We start from the raw sequence: 22,277 nt of genomic DNA, 5'->3' as shown, positions 1-22,277 counted from the left end.
GAACCGGGCACACCGGCGGGTTCAGCGCCGGCGCGCGGTGCTCTCCCCCGGCGTCAGCCTCGGCGACAGCAGCCTGACCTCGGCCGAACCCGCCCCGTCCAGTTGCCGCATCGCCATCTCCACCGCGATCCGGCCCACGTCGTCGGACGGGATCGCCACGGTGGTCAGCGGGATCGAGTACTGCGCGGCCATGTCCTCCGGGGCGACCGCCACCACGGACACGTCCCGCGGCACGCGCCTGCCGTGCCGCTGCAGTTCGGCCAGCACCCCGCCGAGCACCGCCTCGTTGTGCACCACCAGCCCGGTCAGCTCCGGCTGCCCGGCCAGGATCTTCTCCACGCACTCGCGCACCGCCGCGTACGACGGGGCGCAGGCGTGGTTGGTGGCCCGCAGGCCGCGTTCCCGCGCGCCGGCGGCGAAACCACGCAGGAACCGGCCCGCGAAACTGGTGCCCCGCTCGTAGACCGCGGGCGAGGGCCCGATCAACGCGATCTCGGTGTGCCCGAGGTCGGCCAGGTGCTGCACCGACCTGACCGCGGCGGCGGTGAAATCGAGGTCCACACAGGACAGTTCGGCCGGGTCGTCCGGCACGCCGATCAGCACCACCGGCCGCAGCAGCGACTGGAGCACCGGCACCCGCGGCTCGTCGGCCTCCACGTCCATCACCAGGATGGCGTCGGCGCTGGCCGAACCGGCCACCCGGCGCAACCCGTCCGGGCCCTCGTCGGCGGTCAGCAGCAGCACGTCGTGGTCGTGCTTGCGGGCGGCGGTGACCACCGAGGTGACGAACCGCATCACCACCGGCACGTGGATGTCGGCGCGCAGCGGGACCACCAGCGCGAGCACCTGGGTGCGGCTGCTGGCCAGCGCCCTGGCCCCGGCGTGCGGGTGGAAGCCCAGCTTGCGGACGCTGGCCTCGACCCGGCGGCGGGTCTCCGCGGAGATCGAGCGCTTGCCGGAAAGCACGTACGAGACCGTGCTCGGCGCGACCCCGGCATCACGGGCGACGTCGGCGATGGTGATCATCCCGCACCCTCCCGCGGAGTCGAAGCGCATCGACGAATGTCTGGGTGCGTGAGGTTAGGCCAGTCCGCCGAAGAACACAAGGACCGTTGACCCGGCCACGGTCACGGTGCCATAGTCCCGGACACCGCGCACCACTGCTATCCCGACAGGTCCTCGATGACTGTCGAATCGCTTCGACAGCGTTGTCCGGAGGTGGATGTGTTCAACGATCCCGTGTCCCGCCGCCGCGTGCTGGCGATCGCCGCCGCGGCTCCCCTGCTGGCCCTGGCGCCACCGCGCCCGGCCGGGGCGCAGGCCGCCGAGTTCCCGTTCCGCGACCCGTCACTGGGCCTGGACGCCAGGGTGGCCGACCTGCTCGGGCGGCTCACGCTCGACGAGAAGGTCGCGCTGCTGCACCAGTACCAGGCCCCGGTGCCACGGCTGGGGGTGGCGGCGTTCAAAACCGGCACCGAAGCACTGCACGGGGTGGCGTGGTCCACCGACAGGTCCAACGGCGGGGCGGTGGTGACCGCGACGGCGACGGTGTTCCCGCAGGCCATCGGGCTGGCGAGCACCTGGGACCCGGAGCTGGTCGAGCGGGTCGGCACCGCGGTCGGCACCGAGGCCCGCGGCTTCCACGCGGAGAACCCCGGCGTCTGGGGGCTGCAGCTGTGGGCGCCGGTGGTCAACCTGCTGCGGGACCCGCGCTGGGGCCGCAACGAAGAGGGCTACTCCGAGGACCCGTACCTCACCGGCGTGATCTCCACCGCCTACGGCCGCGGCATCCAGGGCGAGGACCCGGACCGGCTGCGGGCGGCCCCGGTGCTCAAGCACTACCTGGCCAACAACAACGAGGTCCGGCGCGACACCACGTCGTCGGTGCTGCGACCGCGGGTCAAGCGCGAGTACTACGAGTCCGCCTTCCGGCCCGCGCTCTCCGCCGACGCCGCCACCGGCGTGATGTCGGCGTACAACCTGGTCAACGGCAGGCCGATGACCGCGCACCACGACCACAACGACGTGGTGCGCTCCTGGACGGCCCGCCCGCTGTGCAACGTCACCGACGCCGGCGGGCCGAACAACCTGACCGGCAGCCAGGGCTACTTCGCCACCCAGCCGGAAGCCGACGCCGCGGTGCTCAAGGCCGGGCTGGACAGCTTCACCGTCGACGACACCAACTCGGCCAAGACCATCGAGGCCGTGCACGCGGCGCTGGCGCAGGGCCTGCTCGCCGAGTCCGATGTGGACGACGCGGTCCGGCACATCCTCAGCCTGCGCGTCCGGCTCGGCGAGTTCGACCCGGGCGGCGGACCGTACGGGCACCTGGGCAAGGAGGTGGTGGACACCCCGGAGCACCGGGCGCTGGCCAGGACGACCGCCGCGCGGGCGATCGTGCTGCTGAAGAACGACGGGCTGCTGCCGCTGCCGCGTGGCCGCACGGTCGCGGTGATCGGCCAGCTCGCGGACACGCTCTACACCGACTGGTACTCCGGTGCGCTGCCCTACCGGATCACGCCGCTGCTCGGGATCACCGAGGCGGCGGGTGCGGCGGTGAGCACCGCCGAAGGCGTGGACCGGATCGCCCTGCGCGCCCCCGGCGGTCACGTCACCGCGACCGCGGCCGCCACCGCGCTGACCGTTTCCGCGTCCACCGGGGACGACACCCTGTTCGACGTCTGCGACTGGGGTGAGGGCATCGTCACCCTGCGCGCGGTGTCGAACGGCCGGTTCGTCTCCTTCGGACCGGATCGCACGCTGGTGAACGACGCCGTGCAGCCGACCGGCTGGTTCGTGCAGCAGCAGTTCAAGCTGGTCGCCCACGGCGGCGGGCACGTGCTGGAGTACGCGGGCAACGAGGTGGACGACTCGTGGTTCGGCGACCAGAAGTACGTGGTCGCCGGCGCGGACGGGCGGCTGAGGATCACCGCGGAGTCGGCCGCCGAGGCCACGGTGTTCACCAAGGAGGTCGTGCGCAGCGGCATCGAGGAAGCGGTCGCGGTGGCGAGCGCGGCCGACGTCGCCGTGGTGGTGGCGGGCAGCATGCCGTTCATCAGCGGCCGCGAGGACGACGACCGGCAGGACCTGGCCCTGGCCGGCGCGCAGCAGGCGGTGCTCGAAGCGGTCCGCCAGGCCAATCCGGACACCGTGCTGGTGCTGGAGAACAGCTATCCGACCACGATCGGCTGGGCGCAGGAGCACCTCCGGTCGATCCTGTGGACCACGCACGCGGGCGCGGAGACCGGGCACGCGCTGGCCGACGTGCTCTACGGCGACGTGAACCCGGCGGGCAGGCTGACCCAGACCTGGTACCGCTCGGCGGCCGACCTCCCGGACCTGCTCGACTACGACATCATCAAGGCCCGACGCACCTACCAGTACTTCACCGGCGACCCGCTGTACCCGTTCGGCTTCGGCCTGTCCTACACCGCGTTCGACTACCGGAACCTGCGGTTGAGCGCGCTGTCGATGTCCGCCCACGGCGAGGTCGGCGTGAACGTCGTCGTGGCGAACACCGGCACGCGAGCCGGTGCCGAGGTCGTGCAGCTCTACACCCACCAGCGGACCTCCCGCGATCCGCAGCCGAACCTGCGGCTGCGGGCGTTCGCGCGCGTGCACCTGGCGCCGGGGGAAGCCAAGACCGTGACGCTGCCCCTGCGGGCCGCGGACCTCGCGCACTGGGACGTCACCCGGGACCGCTGGGTGGTCGAAACGGCCACGCACGACGTGCTGATCGGGTCGTCCAGCGCGGACATCCGGGTGCGGGGCACGGTGCGCGTGCGGGGTGAGGCCATTCCACCGCGCGACCTGCACCGCGTGACCGAGGCGGAGAACTTCGACGACTACGCGGGGATCACCCTCACCGACCGGTCGAAGGAGCGCGGCACGTCGGTGACCTCGGCCGGGGACGGCTGGATCTGCTTCCGGGACGCCGAGCTGCACGCCGCCGGAATCACCGCGCTGGTTTCCGCACCCGGCCCGGCCACGATCACCGTCCGCACCGGCGGACCGGCCGGCCCCGTGCTCGGCACCCTGGCGGTGCCGGGCACGGGCGGCCGGTACGACTACGCGACCGTGTCGGCTCCGCTGACCGGCGCCCGGGGGCGGGCCGACCTGTACCTGGTGTTCGACGGTGCGCTGTCGCTGGGGACCTTCCGCCTCAGTTCTGCGTGGTGAGCGGGCGGGCCGCCCACTCCAGCGCCTCGGCCACGGTCGGCTTGACCACCAGCAGCTTGTCCAGGCTCAGCAGCTGGAGCGGGCGGAGCACGGCGTGCTGACGGGTGGCGATGGTGAACGGGATGCCCGCGGCGTGCGCGTCGCCGCAGGCACCCACCAGCGTGGCCAGGCCCTCCGACGAGCAGAAGGTGGTCTCGGTCAGGTCGACCACGACGGCCGCGGGCCCGAGCCGGACCTCGGTGGCGAGCTGGTCCCGCAGGCGCGGGGTGATCAGCGAGTCGATTTCGCCGCTGACGATGACCACGGTGGCTTCCGCGGTGGTGGAGACGGTCATGCTGGCGCGGGCATGGGGGTAAGGCATGCGGCCTCCTCACGTACACACGGGGGCACCGCCGCAGCGCCGCCCCCGGATGCGGTTGTCCAACCGGAGTGGGTGACGGCTGCTGTCTGAACCGAAGTACCACGACCGTACAAGGAATCACCCGATGGTGCAGGACCAGGGGGCGGAAGCGGGGTGGTGGTCGGCCCCGCTCACCTCGGCTGGCATCGCCTAAGGTGATGTGCCCCACCGCCCGGTTCACGAGGAGACCGTCATCGGCGCGTTGTACGGATCGTTGTCCGCCATGGCACTGGCGGTGTTCGTGGCGGGTGTGCTCGCCGAACCGCGGCGGGTGAGCAACGCGGTGTGGCTGGGTGTGGCCGCCACGCTGTTCGGCTTGACGCTGCTGGTGTTCTCCCCCGGCTGGGTGCGCGAGTCGCTGCTGCTGCCCGCGGTGGCGATCGTGGCGCTGTTCACCCCGGTGGCGCTGCTCGGCAACGGCGTGGTGATGTGGCGGCGCGAAGGACACCGGCCCGCCAACGTGCTTTCGCTGGCCGCGGGCGTGGCGCTGACCGCGGTGGTGGTGCTGACGCTGGTGATCGGCCCCGGCAGCAGCCGGTGGGCGATGGCCGCGCTCGGCTCGGTGCTGCTCGCCTGCGCCTACCTCACCTTCCTCTTCGCCTGCCTGCTGGGGTATTCGGTGCTCTACGGGCGGGTCGTGCGCCGTCGCGGGATCACCGCGATCCTGGTGCTCGGCGCCGGGTTGCACGGCACGGAAGTGCCGCCGCTGCTGGCGAGCCGCCTGGACCGCGCACGGCAGCTGTACCGGTGGCAGGCCGGGGAGCCGCCGCTGATCGTCGTCTCGGGCGGACAGGGACCCGGCGAGGACACCACCGAAGCCGCCGCGATGCGCGACCACCTGGTGCGACACGGGGTGCCCGGGGACCGGGTGCTGCTGGAGGAAGCGGCGACCACCACCGAGGAGAACCTGCGCCTCGGCCTCGCCGTGCTCGGGGAACGACCCGAGCGGAAGAAAAGCGTGGTGGTGGTGACGAACAACTACCACGTGTTCCGCACCGCGGTGACCGCCCGCCGGATGCGGCTGCCGGTGCACGTGCTCGGCGCGCCGACCGCGTTGTACTTCCTGCCCAGCGCGTTCATCCGGGAGTTCATCGCACTGCTGGTGCACTATTGGCGCACCAACGTGATCCTGCTGTGCTTGCTGGTCGCGCTGCCGTGGCTGGTGGCGCTGAACCGGGCCTGAAGACCCGGCACGCACCGGGTCGATGGGCCGTAGCCGCGACTCCCGCATTGCCGGAGCATTTCCGGGCATGGTGAAAAGAATCGCGGTCGCGGGCGCGTTGTTCCTGCTGACCGGTTGCGCGGGAGTACCGGGAAAAGCGGTGCCGCAGGCGCCGGGCACGGTCACGGTGCAGGCACCGGCGCCTGCGCAGACGGTCGTGGTGCCGCCGCCGGTGACGGTGACCGCGCCCCCGCCCGCCGTGCAGGCGAAACCGCCGCGGGACCAGACGGCCTGCCAGTGGATGCACAGCAACGGCTACTCCTACACCGCCGCGTACAACGCCTGGCTCGCCGCGGGTTATCCGCTGAACTGGGACGCCGACCGCGACGGCTGGCCGTGCGAGCAGACCTACGGCAACCAGAACTGAGCCGCTCAGGAAACCTCGTCGAGCTTCCCGGTGGCGACGTCGAAGACGAAACCGCGCACGGATTCCTTGACCGGGATGAACGGGCTGTGCTTGATGCGCGCGATCGACTGGCGGACGTCGGTTTCCAGGTCACCGAACGCCTCGGCGGCCCAGGACGGCTTGAGCCCGGTGTCGTCCTGGATGGCGGCCTTGAACTCGTCGTCGGTGAAGGTGAGCATGCCGCAGTCGGTGTGGTGGATCAGCACGATCTCCCTGGTGCCGAGCAGGCGCTGGCTGATCGCCAGCGACCGGATGCCGTCCTCGGTGACCACGCCGCCGGCGTTTCGGATGACGTGCGCTTCGCCTTCTTCGAGGCCGAGCACGCCGTAGACGTTGATCCGGGCGTCCATGCAGGCGAGCACCGCGAGCTGCCTGGCGGGTGGCAGCGGCAGCGGCCCGGTGAAGGATTCGGCGTAGCGCGCGTTGTTGGCGAGCAGTTCGTCCGTGGCAGTCATGCGGTCAAGTCGACGCCCCGGGCGGCCGGGCCGCAACCACGCCCACATGCCGGACTTGAACTCGTTGGTTCATTTTGGTGTACCGTTTGGTCATGTCCAAGACAGTGGTGGTCACCGGCGGCACGGACGGCATCGGAGCGGCGCTGGCCAGGGCGCTGGCCGCCCGCGGTGACCGGGTGGTGGTGCTCGGGCGGAACCGGGAGCGGGGTGCCCGGCTGGCCCGCGAGAGCGGCGGGCTGCTCACCTTCCACCCGGTCGACCTCAGCCTGTTGGCGGACACCCGTGCGGTGGCCGCGGAGCTCGCGGCCACCCATCCGGTCGTCGACGGACTGGTGCTCTGCGCGCGGTACTTCCAGACGAACCGGGTGGTCACCGCGGAGGGGTTCGAGCACAACTTCGCGTTGTTCTACGCCAGCCGCGCCGTGCTCGGGGAGGAACTGCTGGGGTCGCTGGAGAAGGCCGGGCGGGCGGTGGTGCTCAACGTGGCCGGGCCTGGGCACGACACCCCGGTCGCCTGGGACGACCTGCAGAGCACCCGGGCGTACGACGGCGTGCGGGCGATGTTCCAGGCCGGGCGGCTCAACGACTTCCTCGGCGTCGACTTCGCCCAGCGGCACCCGGGGCTGGCCTACGTGCTGTTCCACCCGGGCACCACGGCGACCGGTTTCGCCGGGGACTACGACGCCGCGACGGCCCGGTTCATCGCCCAGCAGAAAGCAAGTGCGAAACCGGCCTCAGCGGTGGTCCCGCACCTGCTCGCGCTGCTCGACGAACCGCCGGCCGAAGCACTCAGCGCCTTTCACCTGCACCAGCGGATCGAGGTGGGCAACGACCTCTTCGACCCCGCCGACGCGGCCCGGCTGGCCGCGGTCACTTCTTCCAGATGACCGCGTCGTCCTTGTACTCGTCGCTGTCGGTGTAGGTCGCACCGCCGACCTCGCCGCCTTCGCGGACGGCCTGCAGCTCGCAGGTCTCGTACTTCGCGCCGGCCGTGGTGAAGTCCTTCTTCGCGGACTCCGATTCGCACTGCGGGGTCTCACCGGTGATGATCACGCCGGTGCCGCGGCCGTCCGGGCCCACCGCCCGCAGCCGGACCGAGCTGTAGGCGAGGTCGGTGCCGCCCACGTTCTCCACCGTCATCCGGATGTACACCGGCGTCATGCCCTTGGCCTTGTCGCCGAACGACGCGAGGTCGGCGTTCGAACCGAGTTCGATCGCGTTGACGGTGATGGCGATGGTGCCGGTCTTGTCGGTGCCGTACTTGAACGGCACCACCGCGCGGTCACCGACCTTCAGCTCGGTACCGGGCGCGGTCACCTCAGCGGAACCGGCGCTCTTCGGGGCCTCCGACGACGACGGAGCCGCGGAGGCCGGTGCGGCCGACTCGGCAGGTGCAGGCGCGGGCGCCGGGGCGGCGGACTGCTCGTTGCCCCCGCCACACGCGGACAGCACCAGCAGCGCGGCAAAACCGGTGGCGAACAGGGCGGTGCGGTCGTGCTTCATGGATCTCCTCGGACTCCCCCGCCGAATCGATTACGGCGCGCTCGCCACGCACCGTAGTCGCCGGCCAGGTCGTCCGGTGTGGCCCGATCGCACCACAGCCGATCACAAATCGCTTACGCCGATCAGCCCGTCCTGGATCGCCCTGGCCACCAGCGCCGCCTTGGTCGGGGCTTCCCTGCCGATCTGCGCGTACTTGATCCGGATGCGCTCGAGGTGCGAGTTCACCGTGTTCGGCGAGATGCCCAGCCGGTGCGCGACGAACTCCTTCGACTCCGACTGGAACCACTCGATGAGCACCTCGGTCTCCCTGGCCGACAGCGCGGGCCGCCGGTCCGACCGGTCCCCCGCCAGCGCCCCGGCCAGCGACGGCGGTGTGTACGGCCGGTCACCACCGGCCGCGCGCACGGCCTCCACCAGGTGCTCGTCGCCTTCGGCCTTGGTCAGGTAACACAGCGCGCCCAGTTCGAGGCACTGCAAGGCGATGTCGTCGTCGGCGCGCATCGAGTAGACCACCACGCGCCTGCCCGCCTCGGTGAGCCGGCGCAGGTCCCCCATCGCCGGGGTGGTGCTGTTCAGGTGCAGGTCGAGGATCACCACGTCCGCCCGCGCGCCTTCGCCGACCCACGCCACGCGCACGTCCTCGCCCTCGGCGACCACGCGGATCGGCGGTCTGCCCGAGCTCAGCCAGTGCACCACACCCGCCCGCACCGCCGGGTGGTCGTCGATCACCACCGCGCTCAACTCGGTTCCGAACGCCATTTCGCCTCCATCCACAGCCGCTCACCCAGTGTGTGGCACTCGACCCGCACCCGCGGCGAGCCGTGGGGCGGCTCACCCGGTTCGCCGTCGGTGACCACCGCGACCCGGACCTCGTGCCCCCCGCGCAGCACGCTGACCCGCGCCTGCGACCGGGCGCCCACCAGCGCGGTCATCAGCGGCGCGGTCAGTTCGCGGCGGACCTCGGTCGGCACCGGCGTCGGCTCACCGCTGACCGCCAGCGCCACGGTCAGCCCACGCCGCTCGGCGAGGTCCACGCAGGCGGACACCTCGTGCACCAGCGGGTCCGGCACGTCGTCGTTCTCGGCGAACAACCGCCGCAGCTGGGTCGCCGCCAGCACGCACCGCTGCCGGGTCTCCGCCGCCCGCGGGTCCAGCGTGCGGTCGGCCAGCGCGGCCAGCAGCGGCAGCGTGGCGCCGAGCTGCCCGGCGAACCGGATCCGCTGGTCGGCCGCCAGCTGCTCGGCGAGCGCCTTGCGGTGCGCCTGGCGGTCGCGCTCGGCGGCGGCTTCGGCGGCCTGCCGCGCCCGCCGCCGCACCAGCCGGGTCAGCGCGAGCGTGGCCAGCTGGAAGCTGATCACGCTGAGCACGACGATCACCACCCCGCCGATCTCGGCGCGGTCGGTGGGCGCGGTGGTGACCAGGCGGGTCAGGTTGAGCACCACCTGCGCGGCCAGCCCGGCCACCGCCAGCGCCGGCCGGTCCAACAGCAGCACCAGCAGGTGCCAGCCGACCAAGCCGAAGGACCAGTGCTGGTCGCCGAACAACTCCTCCGGCGGCACCACCCAGGTGGCCACCGCCGAAGCCGCCAGCACCACCACCGCCCCGGCCAGCGCCACCGGCAGCGGCACCGCCCGGCCGCGCAGCACCCACCACGCGGCCACCACGGTCACCGCGCTCAGCGTGCCGAACGCGGCCCAGTCGGCGGCGCCGTGCACCCCGGGCAGGCTGAGCACCGGCTGGATCGCGGCGACCACCACGAGCAACGCGATCCGGCACACGCCGGCCACCCGGTCCGCCGCGACGTCAGTCATCCGGCCACACCAGTTCGACCGTGGTCCCCCGGCCCGGCGCGGAAGTCACCGTCGCCCGGCCGCCGGCGGCTTCGAGCCGTTCCACCAGTGACCCCCGGATGCCACGCCGGTGCGGAGGCACCTCGGCCGGGTCGAAACCGCGGCCGGTGTCGCGCACGACGACACGCACGCCGTCCTCCACGACCAGTTCCGCCTCGTCCACCCCCGCGTGCCGCTCGACGTTCAGCAGCGTCTCACGCACCGCACGCACCAGCGCCAGCGCGGCCGACGCGGGCAACAGCGGCACCGGCGAGAACCGCGCGTCCACCCGCACGGGACTCTGCTCCAGCACGCCGCGCAGGGAGGACTCCAGGTCGACCATGCTGTCATGTCCACGGGCACCGGTGAGGATGCGCAGGTCACGCCGCGCGTACTCGGCGACCTCGGCCGGGTCGGCGGTCGCCCCGCGCTGCGCCACCATCAGGAAGGTCGCCGACGCGGTGTCGTGCAGCACGGCCAGGTACTCCCGCTCCTGCCGACGGCGTTCCAGTGCCAGCGCCTCCTCGCGTTCGAGCCGGGCACGTCGTTCCCGCGCGCGGTCGAGCCGGCGGGTCGACCGCAGCAGCAGGAGGAAGGCGAGACGCGCCAGCACGCTCTCGATCAACACCCGCAACACCGTGCCCACGCCCTCCTCCGGCGCGAGCGGTACGAGCTGGACCACCAGCAGCACGCTCACCGCGGGCACGGTCACCCGTGGCGGCCACTCCCACTGCAACGTGATCGCGGTGATGGTCAGCACGTTGAGCGCCCACTGGTTCAGCTCGGCCGGATCGGGCGCGGTGAGCAGCTGGGTGGCGCCGATGGCCGCCGCCCGCACCATGGCCAGCGCGAACGCCGTGCGCCTGCCGCGACCGGTGCGCGCGGCGAAGAACTCGGCACCCCCGGCGAGCAACGCCAGCCCCAGCAACCCGAACGCCAGCGGCAACGCACCGGCTGGGGTGGCCAGCACCCCGAACACACTGAGCACCAGCAGCCCAGCCCCCCGGGCCACCCCGGCGAACCGCCCCACCACCGCGACCGACTCCGCTTCCACAGAGGCATCACGAACAGGCGGCACGGAAGGCAGTCAAGCAGATGACTCAACCACCCGCCGGAGTAGCCGGGAGCCACTGGAGCTCCCGCCGAGCCACCGGCCGAACTCGCCACCGGGTGCGACGGGTTCAACAGGGGACTCAGCCCACCCATCGAGTGCGGCCCAGCCCAACAGATGTCCCCGAGTGCCCAGCCACCGAACACGGCCCAGCCAGCCACCGGATGCAGGCAAGCCCGCCACCAGGGGCGGCCGGGATCAGACACCAGGTGCGTTCCAGGCGCGGCCCGCACAACTACCCGGGTGGCCGACCTCAGCCACCGTGTCACCCGGGCCGGCCACCAGGTATGCCCGGGCTCAGCCACCAGGCACCGCCCGCATTGAGTCGCTGGGTCCGACCAGGGCTCAACCACTGGACCCGCGCTCAGCCACCAGGTCCACCCCAGGCTCAACAACAGGCACGGCCCGCATCCGGTCAACGGGTGCGCCCGGTGTTCAACCTCAGGGCCACGCTCAACCACGGGGATGTGGCCGAACTCAGCCACCGGGTGCACTCCGAGTGCTCACACCAGTGCACCCGCACCGACCACCGGACACGACCCGAGCTTCGGCCAAGAGGGTTCGCCCGGCTCGGCCAACGGGCAACGCCCGCGCTCAACCATCGCGGTGCGCCCGGCTCAACCGCCAGGTGCGGCCAGCGCCAGGAACTCCGGCGTGTCGTCCACCCGCACCCGCAGGATGGGCACCGCCTTGTTCACCGGGTCCCCGCGGTCGTCGAAGGAGATGTCGCCGCTGGCACCGGGCACGGCCAGCTCGCCGTGCAGCCGGTTGCGCACCTGCAGCACATCCGGCGCGGTCACCTTGCCCGCCGGGTTCGCCACCGAGTGCCGGATCGCCCACACCCCGGTCAGCACCGCGTCGTGGGCCAGGATGGCAACCCCGTCGTCAAGCCGTTCACCGGGGAAGAGAGCCTCGAAGCAGTCCTTGCAGCCCGCCTCCCGGAACCCGGCCACCGAGGCGGGGTTGAACTGCTGCGGGGTGGTCGTCCACGCCTGCGGGTGCGCCAGGCCCGGCGCGAGCACGGTCACGTTCGCCTCCAGGCCGCGCCGCATCGCCGGGCCGGGGGCGTCGACCAAGGCGAGGTCGCCGGTCAGCACGATGACCGGGTCGTCGAGGCACGGCCGCTGGGCCAGCTGCGCGACGAACGCGGTCAGGTGGTTCTCCCGGCCGGCGAAGTAGACCACGTCGGGATCGTTGCCGCACAGGTTCGGCATCATCTGCAGGAAGGTGTTCTCCACCCCGGGCAGGGTCGAGTCGTACAGCTCCACGCGCCCGACGATCCGGTGCCCGTCGTCGGCGAACTGGGCGGTGAACGCGTCCGCGAGCGTCTTCGGGTACAGGTCGCCGGGATTGCTGTCCTGCACCAGCGCCGCCGTGCGCGCGGTCGGCTTGACGTAGTTCGCCGCCGACCGCCCGTAGGTCGAGCTGGTCGGCGAAACCCGCAGGAACCCGGGGATCTGCGACAGTTCGTCGGCCGCCAGGTGCGACCCGATGATCGGCAGCTTCAACTCGGAGAGCCGGGTCATCGCCCGCTTCGCGTCGTCCAGGCTCAACCCGATGCCGGTGACCGCCACCAGGTGCTCGGCCTCCATCCGGCGCTCCAGTTCGGCGACCACCGGTTCCCACTGCGCCAGCCTGCTGCCCGGGTTCGCCAGCAGCAGCCGGATCTGCGGGGTGCTGCCCCACGTCCCGGAGTTGTTCGCCCGGTACTGCGCGAGGTAGGCGCCCTGCAACTGGTGGCGCACCCATTCCGGCGACAGGATGTCCGCCTCGGCCAGCGTCATCGGCAGGAACACCGCGATGCTGACGTAGGGCTTGCCCGACGCGGCGACGGCGTCGTTCTCGGCGCGGATGCGCCCTTCGACGTCGGCCAGGTCCGAGGAGAACACATAGCGGCCGTCGGTGACGCCGATGCATTCGCCGTGTTCACCGCGTCGCTCCACGCCTTCGCCGCAGGTCCGCGAAGCCTGGTCGATCGCGGGCACCACCACGGTCACCGCGATCACCACGGCCGCGGCCAGCAGTGCCGCGCCGCCCACCCACAGCCACTTCCACCACGCGGGCTTCGGCGGGGTGATCCGGTCGGTTCCGGTGCTCATCGATACCTCTCCGCGCGTTCGTGCAGGAGCATCGAGCCGCGGCCCCTGCCCTGGGCCAGGTGGTGGAAACTGCTCTCGATGGTGCTGTCCAGCGTGCCGCCGGGATCGCCGAGCGGGTCGCGTGCGATCCACAGCGAGACCACCAGCCAGGCGAGCGTGCTCTCCAGTTCGTCCGCCCACTGCCCGGCGTGCGCCTGCACCTGGTCGTAGGGCTCGGCGGTCTTGTCCAGCCGGTTCGGCGCCGCGGTGACGTGGTCCAGTTCGGCCAGCCACGCCTGCGCCTGCCGCACGTCGAGTTCACCCTCGAAGGGTTTGCGCAGGTGGGCCACCGCGTCGGCGACGTTGCCCAGGGCCAGGTCGTGGTACCGCGCGGCGACCGTGCGGCCGCCGCGTTCGTAGAAGTCCCGGCACAGGGTGTGCACCCGGTCCCAGTTCAACTCGTGGTCGTCACCGCGCGCGGCGAGTTCACCGAGGAGGACTCGCCGCAACAGCGGATGCAGGACGTAGTGCGGGACGTCGCCGGGCTCGGCGCAGAGCCAGAGGTTGTCGCTCAGCGTCTTGAACAACGCGCCTTCACCAGCCGGCATTTGCAGCGCGAGGATCTCGCGGTGGAACAGGATTTCCACGTCCTGCGCCGCGCTCGCGGTGATCAGGTCCTCGCGGCTGGACACCGGGAAGTCCTGCAGCAGGTACTCGCGCAGCCGCGGGAACTCGTGCTGGAGCACCGAGCGGAGCGAAGTCGGGTTCGCCCGGTCGTAGCTGCGCGCGATGCGGTCCAGCACCTCGGTGGTGGCCCCGGGGTGGCCGTCGGTCAGCCGGTGGACGAAACCGGGCAGCCGCGAGGTGGGGTGGATGTCGTGCGTCACCGCCAGGTCCACCGTGTCGTCCTGGGACAACGTGCCGAGTTCCATCAGGTACCACGGCCACCAGCGGCCGTGCGCCTGCTCCACCGGGCCCGCCCAGTCGTCGTCCACTTCGGACGGGCGGCGCGGGCGGGGCCAAGCCAGCCCGTTGGTGCGCTCGGTGGACGGGCGGCGCCGCTCCGGTTCGTCCGCTCCGGACGCGGTCGGCGGGTGCCAGCTCTCGTTCCAGTCCGGGTTCCAGCCGCGGCTGGTGGCGAACACGGCGAGCGGATCGATCTCGGGACCGGCTCGTCGGCGGGCTTCGGCGAGCACCCGGAGGAACGCCTGGCCGCCGGGTGTGTGCGTGTTGTCCAGCAGCACCGCGGCGTTCAGCGTGCGGCGGGCGCGGTTGACCCCGGAGTAGGCACGGCGGAGGTCGGCGAGGAAGGCGTCGCAGAAGGTGGCGTCGGCGGCGGCGCGGTCGTCCTCGTCGCCCTGGGCCCAGCGGGCGATCTCGATCAGGAAGTCCTCGCGACTGCCGGAGCTGGCGGGCAGGCCCTTGATCTTGCCGAGCAGCCGGCGGCGGTCGTACCAGCTCAGCCCGCGCAGCAGCAGATCGGTGGCTTCGGGCCAGCCGGGCGTGCCCTGCCCGCCGATACCGCCGGCCAGGCGCACCACGTCGACCACGGCCTCGCGGTTCTGCTCCAGCGGCTGGTTCTGCGCCAGTACCTCGCGCAATTTGCGCAGCGCCAACCTGCGGTCGCCGATTTCCACCGGCGAGCCGACCACCAGCATGCACAGCCACAGCCGCGGAAAAGCGATCCGGCCGAACTGGCGCCAATGCCTGCTCAGCTCGAACGCGATGTGGCCGAGCAGTTCCCTCGGCTCGATGTTCGCCCAGTCCTCTTTCTCGAAATCGACCTGCGCGTGCGGCACGTCGGCGCAGCGGTCGGCCAAATCCCGCAGCAGCGCGGTCTTCCCGGTTCCGCGCGCGCCGAGGGCGACCACCAGCGGCGGCCCCCAGCTCTGCCCGCCTGGCCGCGCCAGGCACTTTTCGAGGAGCCCGACGGTGATCGGCCGCAATCCGGCCAGCCGGTTCGGCTCGCTAGGCATCTTCGCCCTTTGCTCGACCAGTAGGAGAAAACAAATATAGGGAGCCTTCGTCACGATCGGAAAACGGGTGAGCGAAATGGTTGCCCACCCTGGCTCATACCGCCGATCGGGGCAGAGCGCTCCCGCTTTCCGGTGATCCGCCCAGTGGAAACAGCCACCGAGTGGACCAGTCGGCGCGGTGGTCCGGTTACCCCGATCGGCTCTGGTGCCCGGGGTTGTCGAGCAATATGTTGCGACGAACAACAAATTCCGGCAGCCAACGAAGTCCGTGGGAAGGACCCTGTCCGATGAGACGTTCGCGCACGTGGGCGGCCACCGCCCTGCTGTCCCTGACCCCGCTCCTGCTGCCCGCACCCGCCGCCGTTGCAGCCGAAGCACCCGGCGCGCCGGGCACCGACTCGGCTTGGACCACCGGCGGCAAACAAGGCTTCGGCACCTCGGCCACCAACACCTCGAAGGTGTGGTTCACCCTCGGCCAGGGGATCAACCACGAGGTCTACTACCCGACCGTGGACGTGGCCAACGTCCAGGACCTGCAGTACGTGGTGTCCGACGGGGTGGGGTTCACCCAGCTGGAACGCGACCACACCAGCAAGCAGGTGGTGCTCACCGACCCCCGGTCGCTGAGCTACCGCCAGATCAACACCGCGACCAACGGCCGCTACCGGATCACCAAAACGCACACCACCGACCCGGCCAGGGCGACCGTGTTGATCCAGACCCGGTTCGAAGTGCTCACCGGCGGCCCGCTGCAACTGTACGCGCTGTACAACCCGTCGCTGAACAACAGCGGCATGGGCGACACCGGCGCGTCGTCGGGCGGGCAACTGGTCGCCTCCGACGGCCCGGTCTCCAGCGCGCTGGCGGCTTCCACCGGTTTCACCAAGCTGACCAGCGGTTACAGCGGCAGCGCGAGTGACGGTTACGTCGACCTCAGCGGCAACCACGCCCTCGACACGCAGTACGACTCGGCGGGCACACCGGGAAACCTGGTGCAACTGGGCCAGATTCCGGTCGGCACCGACACCACGTTCACGCTCGCGCTGGGCTTCGGGGAGAACCGCGGCACCGCCTCGGCGAACGCTTCGGCGTCCTTGACGGGCGGGTTCACCGCCGCGGACAGCTCGTACCGGTCCGGCTGGAGCGCTTACCTGTCGTCGCTGGCCGCGGTACCCGGTTCGATCACCGGCGCCGGGCTGACCACGCAGTACAACGTCGCGCTGATGACGCTGAAGGCGCACGAGGACAAGACCTACCTCGGCGCGAACGTCGCTTCGCTGACCAACCCGTGGGGTGAGGCGAAGAACGCGAACGGCACCGGCGACTGCGGATACCACGCGGTCTGGTCTCGTGACCTCTACCAGGTCTCGACCGCGCAGATCGCCGCGGGCGACACGGCGGCGGCCAACCGCTCGGCCGACTACCTGTTCAACGTCCAGCAGCGACCGGACGGGTCGTTCCCGCAGAACACCCGCCTCGACGGCACCAACTGCTGGACCAGCCTGCAACTGGACGAGGTGGCGTTCCCGATCGTACTGGTGTGGCAGCTCGGCCGGTTCGACGCGGCGATGTGGGCGAAGGTGAAGAAGTCGGCGGACTTCCTGGTGTCGCGGGGCCCGTCCACCCCGCAGGAACGCTGGGAGGAGAACGGCGGCTACTCGCCGTCCACCATCGCCGCGGAGATCGCCGGGCTGATCTGCGCCGCCGACCTCGCCGAGCGCAACGGCGACACCGCGAGCGCGAACACCTACCGCACCACCGCCGACCAGTGGCAGGCGCAGGTGACCGGCTGGACGTTCACCACCACCGGCCCACTCGGCGACGGCCGGTACTTCGAGCGCATCGACGGCAACGGCAATCCCGACGACGGCCAGAACACCAGCCTCACCAACGGCGGAGGCAACCACGACGAGCGCTCGATCATCGACGCCGGATTCCTGGAACTGGTGCGGCTCGGTGTGAAACCGGCCGCCGACCCGGACGTCGCCGCCACACTGCCCGAGATCGACTCGACGATCAAGGTGAACACGCCGAACGGCCCGATGTGGTACCGCTACAATCACGACGGCTACGGCGAAACCCCCTCCGGCGGCCCGTACACCGGCGCCGGCGCCGGCCGGTTGTGGCCGCTGCTGACCGGGGAACGCGGTGAGTACGAACTCGCCAACGGGCGGTCGGCTTCAACTCACCTGGCCACCATGGCGGCCGCGGCAAACCCGGGCTACCTGATTCCGGAACAGGTGTGGGACCGGGCGAGCACGGCGGGCTTCACCTTCGGCGAAGGCACCGGCTCGGCGACGCCGCTGGCGTGGTCGATGGCGCAGTTCGTCCGACTCGCGCACTCCATCGACGCAGGTGCGCCGGTGGAGACTCCGTCGGTGGTCAAGCAGCGGTACGCAAACGGTTGCGCCAGCGTCTCGGCGAAGTTTTCCGTCAACGCGAGCACCTCGTGGGGGCAGAACATCTTCGTCGTCGGTGACCGGCCAGAACTGGGCTCGTGGAACCCGGCGAACGCACTGCCGATGTCCTCAGCGACCTATCCGGTGTGGACGACCAGCGCCGGGCTGCCGAAGGGCACCACGTTCCAGTACAAGTACCTACGCAAGGAAGGCAGCACGGTCACCTGGGAGTCGGGCGACAACCGGACGGCCACGACCTCGAACGGGTGCACGCTCACGTTGAACGACACCTGGCGGCCCTAGGTTCCGAGCAGGGCAACCACGGCTTCGGCAAAAGCTCCGGGTGCTTCCTGCGGAACGTTGTGCCCGATCCCCGGCAGGAGCCGGTGGGTGTACTCGCCGGTGAAGTGCTCGCGATCCTCCGTCGCGCTGGGGCCGCCGATGCCGTCGGCGCCACTCTCCAGCACAACGGTGGGCACAGTGATCGGCGGCTCTCCGGCGAGGCGGTCCTCGATGCCCTGATATCGGGGATCGCCCTCGGCCAGGCCGTAACGGTGACGGTAGGAGTGGATCACCACGTCGACGAAGTCCGGATTGTGCAAGCTGCCTGCACTGGCCCGAAAGGCCGCGGCGGCTCCGTCCCACTCCGGCGACCACGTCCGCCAAAGCAGTTCGCACAGCTCGTCGCGGTTGCGTTCGAGGCCGCGCCTGCCCCGCTTCGAGTGGAAGTAGTACTGGTACCAGTAGGTGCGCTCCCACTCGGGCGGGGCGGGTTCACCCGCATACGCGAGATTCTGCACGTTATAGCCGTCGACGGTGACCAACCCGGCGACACGTTCGGGCCACAGCGCCGCCGCGATGCAGGCCGCCCGCCCACCCCAGTCATACCCGGCCACAACAGCTTTCTCGATACCCAACCCATCGAGCAGCTCGAGAAGGTCCTGGGCAAGTGCGCCCTGCTGCCCGGAGCGCATGGTGTCTTCATCCCGAAAGCGGGTCTCGCCGAAACCACGCAAGTACGGCGCGATCACGTGAGCACCCCGCTCCGCCAACCGACCGGCGACTTCGTCATAGGCCCGCACGTCGTAGGGAAAGCCGTGCAACAACACCACCGGCGGACCGGCCGGATCCCCCGCCCACTCGTACGCGATGTCCAGCACGGACGTGCTGACCCGGGCGATCGAAGAGAAGCTCATGCATTGATCTTGACACAGGCGAGCGCTCCCACCGCACCGCTTTCGCTTCGACGGTGGTCGTACCTCAGTTAGGGCCCAACCAGCCTCGCCGTCTGAGGCTGATCGGTGCGATCTTCGCGATGATGCCACGTGACCACCACATGCTCGGCGAGGCCAAGATCCGCCGTTCTGGTCAGCAGGTACCTGCACTCGTGGCCGGATTCGAACTCGTCGAAGTCGGTGACCTCGTCCTCGTAACCCAATCCGCCGGTGTCCACGTAGACGCCATACGCGCTGTCGGTCCCTACATTGCGGAGCAGGTATTCATGGCCACCCTCATGGAGCAGGATGAAGCGCACCCGGCAGCGCCCAGCTTCAGCCACCTCATCCGCACGACGTGCCTTCTCCACTGCGGCGATCTCGGCGGCAGCGTCGGCGGCGCGTTTCGCCTCGATCGCCGAGAGCTCGGCAGCGCGCTTCTGCCCACGGGCATACCACGCGGCAAACGCCGCGATGATCAATCCGGCCAGGAGAACACCAGCGCGGCAACGGCCATCCCCATATCCAAGCACTCCTGGCTCGTTCCGAGGATGTCAATTCTCTACACTTCGTCGGCGCGTTCACCCAGCCGAAACGCCGCACGCCTGATACGCCCGGAACCTTCGGTTTATCGGCGCCAACCTGGTTCTCGGCGGTGGGCGTTCGTCACTGTCCCATCGGGGTGGGTGCGGTGGTGTCAGCTGGGGATGTCACAGACCTTGCGGGCGATGCGGTGCAGAACGTTCGGCGCGCTGGGATCGGCCCGGTACCCGTCGCTCCAGCCCTTGCCGTTGGCCTCACAGTGATCGAAATCGATGGAGTGTGCGGAACGATGGCACATGGGGCGACAGCTTTCGCGGTGGCGGACCTGGCGTTCCTTGCCGAGGCCTGCCTAGGGACAAGAACACTGGCGGCCGATTCCTCAGGGTCGGCCGGTGGCGGGGTCGATGATGACGCAGTGGAACACTGTGGAGCGCCTGCGGACGATTTGCCGCTCCAGCGACGCTGCGATCGCCCCATGACCGGCCAACTCGACGGAATGCCGACGCGAGCCCTCGAGAACGAACGCGTCAACGTGGTTTTGAACCCAGGCTTGTCATCGCTATCGATTCGCTTGCCGGTCAACATATTGAGCAAGACGTCGGCCCGCAGTTGTTCCCTGGAGCGTGTCTCGTCAGAGATTGCGAGTTTGCGGGCGTGCTCATCGACGCAGCGGTACGCGGCCACGACCTTCTCGGCCGGTGCCCTCCGCAAGATGAGGCTGGCGGTCCCAGCGGGGCCGGGCCGCAACTGCAGCTCACGGTCCTCCTCTTGGGGGCGTGGGCGTTTCTCGTCTCCAAGCGGGTCGGCGCGAGCGGCAGCCAGGTTGGCCGAGCGGCGCGCCGCGGTCGGATTCTTCCCGATCAGGCGACCAGCCATCACCGTGTCCACGACCGGCACCTTGGCGTCGTTCACCCAGGCAGCGGCCTTGCTCACCGCCACCGCGGAGGGCATGGGCACGTGCCCGCGTTCTACCAGGGTGAAGATTTGGGGGAACCGGTCGGTCAGGGCACATGCGTCGCCGAGAAGGTCCTGTGCTCTGGCTTTGGTCAAGCACAAGGCCTTCGCCAGTCGCTCGGCCACGTCGTTCGCGGGTTGGACGGCGTCGCTGAATGCCACCGCCTCCCGTGCCAGTACTGCTTCGAGCTTGGCGACCTTGGAGACGATGGTTCGCATGGAGAGGAGGATTTCCTCGGATGTTCTTGCCACGTACTCGACGTTATCAAACACACGTTCGATCAGCCGATACACGATCAGGTGAAGGTGATCTTAGGCCCTGGTGAGGGCCTCCAGCGACTTGCGTAAGCTGCCAACCACCTCCACCGGGCGCCTCGACGCCCGATCCACAAAAACGTGCACGAAGTGACCTTCAGCAATCAGTTCGCCCGCACCAGAGTCGGCGAACATGCCGATCTCGTACCGCACGCTCGATCGGCCCAGGTGTCCGACCCGCAAGCCGACTGCCAGTGACCCCGGGAAGGACACCGAGCCGCGGTAGTTGCAGTGCGACTCGACGCACAGCCCGATCACCTCGCCCCGTTCGATGTCGAGGCCGCCCTGCTCGATGAGCCAGGTGTTGATCACCGTGTCCATCAGCGAGTAGTGCACGACGTTGTTGACGTGCCCGTAGACGTCGTTGTCCTTCCAGCGCAACGGAATCGTCTGGACGTGAGGATATTCGCTCACCACAGCGTCACCGAGTCGCACAGGATGGACGCGAGGTCCTCCTCGGAGGGTTCGCGGGGCGCGGTCGCCAACAGTCTTTGCTGCTTGAGTGTTCCTTCGACAAGTGAATCCACATTGGACTCGCTGAAGCCGACTGCGCCGATACCGTTCGGGATGCCGATGCGCTCCATCAGGTCACGCAGCACGGCGGGCAGGTGTTCGGCAGCGTCCCCGGACCATTCGAATTCCGGCGCCAGCAAGCGCGCCACCCGCACGTGCCGCTCGGGGGCCGCCTCGAAGGTGAAGCGGAAGGCCGCCGGCGCGGTCAGGGAAACTGCCATGCCGTGCGGCACCATGGCTTCCTCGCCGGGATAGCCCGCCGGATGGAAGTCGCGGACCTGGCCGGCCACCGGGTAGGCGTTGGCGTGCGGGATGTGCACGCCCGCATTGCCGAACCCGAGCCCGGCGAAGGTCGCCGCCAGGGCCATGTCCTCGCGCGCCTGCAGGTTCGAACCATCCGCCACGGCCGCCGCCAGCGACCGCGACAGCAGGCGTAGCGACTCCTCGGCGAACATGTCCGCCAGCGGGTTCGACCCGCAGTACGGCACTCGTTCTTCCGGCCGCTTGCGGGCGAACGAAGTGTACGGCTTCGCGGTATAGCTTTCCGCCGCGTGGCACAGGATGTCCATGCCACTGGCCGCGGTCACCGCAGCGGGCTGACTGACCGTCAGCCTCGGGTCCACCACCGCCAGCGAAGGGCGCAGTCGCAGGTGACTGATTCCGCTCTTCACGCGCAGCGACAGCACGTCCAGCACGCACACCGTGGTGCTTTCCGCACCGGTTCCGGTGGTCGTCGGCACCGCGACCAGCGGTTTCAGCGGCGCGCTCGGTGCTCGGCCGCCACCGACCGGGGCGTTGACGTAGTCCATCAGCTCGCCGTCGTTGCTGGTCAGCAGGTTGACCGCCTTGGCGGTGTCGATGCTGGACCCGCCGCCGACCGCGACGAAGGCGTCCCAAGGGCCGTGTCCGCGGGCGTAGTCCACCGCCTTGCCCATGCTCACGTCTGTCGGCTCCACGTGCACGCCGTCGAAGACCTCGGCCTCGATGCCGTAACTGGTGATGCCGTCGGCGATCCGCTGCGGCCAGCCGGTGGCCGCCACGTTGGGGTCGGTGAGCACAAGCACGCGGCGCGCGCCGTACTGCGTCAGGTCGTAGCCGATCTCGTCGCTCGCGCCGCTCCCGTACTTCAGTGCCGGGGCGCCGTAGGTGAAAACCGTTTCGTAGTCAGCTGCAGGCACGC

The 22,277-nt window shown here is 70.3% G+C and carries 19 protein-coding genes; 5 read left to right on the top strand and 14 right to left on the bottom strand.

Going from position 1 to position 22,277, the window contains the following annotated elements; translation table 11 throughout:
* Positions 1-21: 21 nt before the first annotated feature.
* Positions 22-1,026, bottom strand: coding sequence for a LacI family DNA-binding transcriptional regulator (locus AC07EG_RS28630; RefSeq protein ID WP_478256303.1), 1,005 nt, complete (start codon positions 1,024-1,026; stop codon positions 22-24).
* A gap of 198 nt (positions 1,027-1,224) precedes the next feature.
* Between AC07EG_RS28630 and AC07EG_RS28625 the strand changes: the two genes are divergently transcribed.
* The gene (locus AC07EG_RS28625) at positions 1,225-4,179 is read left to right on the top strand and encodes a glycoside hydrolase family 3 protein (protein ID WP_478256302.1); all 2,955 of its coding nucleotides are present in this window, start codon (positions 1,225-1,227) and stop codon (positions 4,177-4,179) included.
* Here the strand turns inward: AC07EG_RS28625 and AC07EG_RS28620 are convergent.
* Entirely contained in the window at positions 4,163-4,540 is a 378-nt protein-coding gene (locus tag AC07EG_RS28620) for an STAS domain-containing protein (protein ID WP_478256301.1), read from the bottom strand. The two genes, AC07EG_RS28625 and AC07EG_RS28620, sit on opposite strands and share 17 nt — an antisense overlap.
* 199 nt (positions 4,541-4,739) lie before the next feature.
* Between AC07EG_RS28620 and AC07EG_RS28615 the strand changes: the two genes are divergently transcribed.
* Together AC07EG_RS28615 and AC07EG_RS28610 are read left to right on the top strand one after the other, a co-directional pair.
* A complete protein-coding gene (locus tag AC07EG_RS28615; RefSeq protein WP_478256300.1) occupies positions 4,740-5,762 on the top strand; it encodes a YdcF family protein in 1,023 nt (340 codons plus the stop codon).
* A 67-nt stretch (positions 5,763-5,829) separates the two neighbouring features.
* The gene (locus AC07EG_RS28610) at positions 5,830-6,168 is read left to right on the top strand and encodes a hypothetical protein (protein ID WP_478256299.1); all 339 of its coding nucleotides are present in this window, start codon (positions 5,830-5,832) and stop codon (positions 6,166-6,168) included.
* A 5-nt stretch (positions 6,169-6,173) separates the two neighbouring features.
* On the opposite strand, the gene AC07EG_RS28605 is transcribed toward AC07EG_RS28610, so the two are convergent.
* Positions 6,174-6,662: a beta-class carbonic anhydrase gene (locus AC07EG_RS28605; RefSeq protein WP_478256298.1), complete on the bottom strand. Its 489-nt coding sequence runs from the start codon at positions 6,660-6,662 to the stop codon at positions 6,174-6,176.
* A 92-nt stretch (positions 6,663-6,754) separates the two neighbouring features.
* Here AC07EG_RS28605 and AC07EG_RS28600 point away from each other — a divergent pair, with 92 nt between their 5' ends.
* Positions 6,755-7,549, top strand: coding sequence for an SDR family NAD(P)-dependent oxidoreductase (locus AC07EG_RS28600; RefSeq protein ID WP_478256297.1), 795 nt, complete (start codon positions 6,755-6,757; stop codon positions 7,547-7,549).
* Here AC07EG_RS28600 and AC07EG_RS28595 read toward each other — a convergent pair.
* The 6 genes from AC07EG_RS28595 to AC07EG_RS28570 form a co-directional block, all read right to left on the bottom strand.
* The gene (locus tag AC07EG_RS28595; RefSeq protein ID WP_478256296.1) at positions 7,533-8,165 is read right to left on the bottom strand and encodes a hypothetical protein; all 633 of its coding nucleotides are present in this window, start codon (positions 8,163-8,165) and stop codon (positions 7,533-7,535) included. The genes AC07EG_RS28600 and AC07EG_RS28595 overlap by 17 nt on opposite strands.
* A gap of 102 nt (positions 8,166-8,267) precedes the next feature.
* Positions 8,268-8,924 (bottom strand): response regulator, encoded by a 657-nt coding sequence (locus AC07EG_RS28590; RefSeq protein ID WP_478256295.1) that lies wholly within the window; start codon positions 8,922-8,924, stop codon positions 8,268-8,270.
* Complete coding sequence (locus tag AC07EG_RS28585) at positions 8,903-9,976, bottom strand: histidine kinase (RefSeq protein WP_478256294.1); 1,074 nt, start codon at positions 9,974-9,976, stop codon at positions 8,903-8,905. Before AC07EG_RS28585 ends, AC07EG_RS28590 begins: the two co-directional genes overlap by 22 nt.
* Positions 9,969-11,048, bottom strand: a complete 1,080-nt coding sequence (locus tag AC07EG_RS28580) for a sensor histidine kinase (protein WP_478256293.1) — start codon at positions 11,046-11,048, stop codon at positions 9,969-9,971. Before AC07EG_RS28580 ends, AC07EG_RS28585 begins: the two co-directional genes overlap by 8 nt.
* Before the next feature lie 674 nt (positions 11,049-11,722).
* Positions 11,723-13,204, bottom strand: a complete 1,482-nt coding sequence (locus tag AC07EG_RS28575) for a type 1 periplasmic-binding domain-containing protein (RefSeq protein ID WP_478256292.1) — start codon at positions 13,202-13,204, stop codon at positions 11,723-11,725.
* Positions 13,201-15,159, bottom strand: coding sequence for a hypothetical protein (locus AC07EG_RS28570; RefSeq protein WP_478256291.1), 1,959 nt, complete (start codon positions 15,157-15,159; stop codon positions 13,201-13,203). Before AC07EG_RS28570 ends, AC07EG_RS28575 begins: the two co-directional genes overlap by 4 nt.
* Positions 15,160-15,446: 287 nt before the next feature.
* Here AC07EG_RS28570 and AC07EG_RS28565 point away from each other — a divergent pair, with 287 nt between their 5' ends.
* Complete coding sequence (locus AC07EG_RS28565) at positions 15,447-17,861, top strand: glucan 1,4-alpha-glucosidase (RefSeq protein ID WP_478256290.1); 2,415 nt, start codon at positions 15,447-15,449, stop codon at positions 17,859-17,861.
* On the opposite strand, the gene AC07EG_RS28560 is transcribed toward AC07EG_RS28565, so the two are convergent.
* The 5 genes from AC07EG_RS28560 to AC07EG_RS28540 all read right to left on the bottom strand — a co-directional run bounded on the left by AC07EG_RS28560 (position 17,858) and on the right by AC07EG_RS28540 (position 22,275).
* Entirely contained in the window at positions 17,858-18,754 is an 897-nt protein-coding gene (locus AC07EG_RS28560) for an alpha/beta fold hydrolase (protein WP_478256289.1), read from the bottom strand. The genes AC07EG_RS28565 and AC07EG_RS28560 overlap by 4 nt on opposite strands.
* A 68-nt stretch (positions 18,755-18,822) precedes the next feature.
* Positions 18,823-19,254, bottom strand: a complete 432-nt coding sequence (locus AC07EG_RS28555; RefSeq protein ID WP_478256288.1) for a hypothetical protein — start codon at positions 19,252-19,254, stop codon at positions 18,823-18,825.
* 184 nt (positions 19,255-19,438) lie between these two features.
* Positions 19,439-20,563 (bottom strand): hypothetical protein, encoded by a 1,125-nt coding sequence (locus AC07EG_RS28550; RefSeq protein ID WP_478256287.1) that lies wholly within the window; start codon positions 20,561-20,563, stop codon positions 19,439-19,441.
* An 18-nt stretch (positions 20,564-20,581) separates the two neighbouring features.
* Positions 20,582-21,001 (bottom strand): acyl-CoA thioesterase, encoded by a 420-nt coding sequence (locus tag AC07EG_RS28545; RefSeq protein WP_478256381.1) that lies wholly within the window; start codon positions 20,999-21,001, stop codon positions 20,582-20,584.
* Positions 20,995-22,275 carry a hydroxyacid-oxoacid transhydrogenase gene (locus AC07EG_RS28540; protein WP_478256286.1) on the bottom strand — a complete coding sequence of 427 codons (1,281 nt, stop codon included), beginning with the start codon at positions 22,273-22,275 and terminating at the stop codon, positions 20,995-20,997. The genes AC07EG_RS28545 and AC07EG_RS28540 overlap by 7 nt, the downstream gene beginning before the upstream one ends.
* Between the last annotated feature and the right edge of the window lie 2 nt (positions 22,276-22,277).

This window comes from Amycolatopsis sp. NPDC045836 (assembly GCF_056431745.1).
Note: the sequence above shows the minus strand (reverse complement) of the source record. Positions and strands in the feature narration are given on the sequence as shown.

Excerpts from the sequence above, each read along its gene's own strand:
- AC07EG_RS28630 (WP_478256303.1), bottom strand. The coding sequence starts at position 1,026 with ATGATCACCATCGCCGACGTCGCCCGTGATGCCGGGGTCGCGCCGAGC.
- AC07EG_RS28620 (WP_478256301.1), bottom strand. The coding sequence starts at position 4,540 with ATGCCTTACCCCCATGCCCGCGCCAGCATGACCGTCTCCACCACCGCG.
- AC07EG_RS28610 (WP_478256299.1), top strand. The coding sequence starts at position 5,830 with ATGGTGAAAAGAATCGCGGTCGCGGGCGCGTTGTTCCTGCTGACCGGT.
- AC07EG_RS28605 (WP_478256298.1), bottom strand. The coding sequence starts at position 6,662 with ATGACTGCCACGGACGAACTGCTCGCCAACAACGCGCGCTACGCCGAA.
- AC07EG_RS28600 (WP_478256297.1), top strand. The coding sequence starts at position 6,755 with ATGTCCAAGACAGTGGTGGTCACCGGCGGCACGGACGGCATCGGAGCG.
- AC07EG_RS28595 (WP_478256296.1), bottom strand. The coding sequence starts at position 8,165 with ATGAAGCACGACCGCACCGCCCTGTTCGCCACCGGTTTTGCCGCGCTG.
- AC07EG_RS28590 (WP_478256295.1), bottom strand. The coding sequence starts at position 8,924 with ATGGCGTTCGGAACCGAGTTGAGCGCGGTGGTGATCGACGACCACCCG.
- AC07EG_RS28585 (WP_478256294.1), bottom strand. The coding sequence starts at position 9,976 with ATGACTGACGTCGCGGCGGACCGGGTGGCCGGCGTGTGCCGGATCGCG.
- AC07EG_RS28575 (WP_478256292.1), bottom strand. The coding sequence starts at position 13,204 with ATGAGCACCGGAACCGACCGGATCACCCCGCCGAAGCCCGCGTGGTGG.
- AC07EG_RS28570 (WP_478256291.1), bottom strand. The coding sequence starts at position 15,159 with ATGCCTAGCGAGCCGAACCGGCTGGCCGGATTGCGGCCGATCACCGTC.
- AC07EG_RS28565 (WP_478256290.1), top strand. The coding sequence starts at position 15,447 with ATGAGACGTTCGCGCACGTGGGCGGCCACCGCCCTGCTGTCCCTGACC.
- AC07EG_RS28560 (WP_478256289.1), bottom strand. The coding sequence starts at position 18,754 with ATGAGCTTCTCTTCGATCGCCCGGGTCAGCACGTCCGTGCTGGACATC.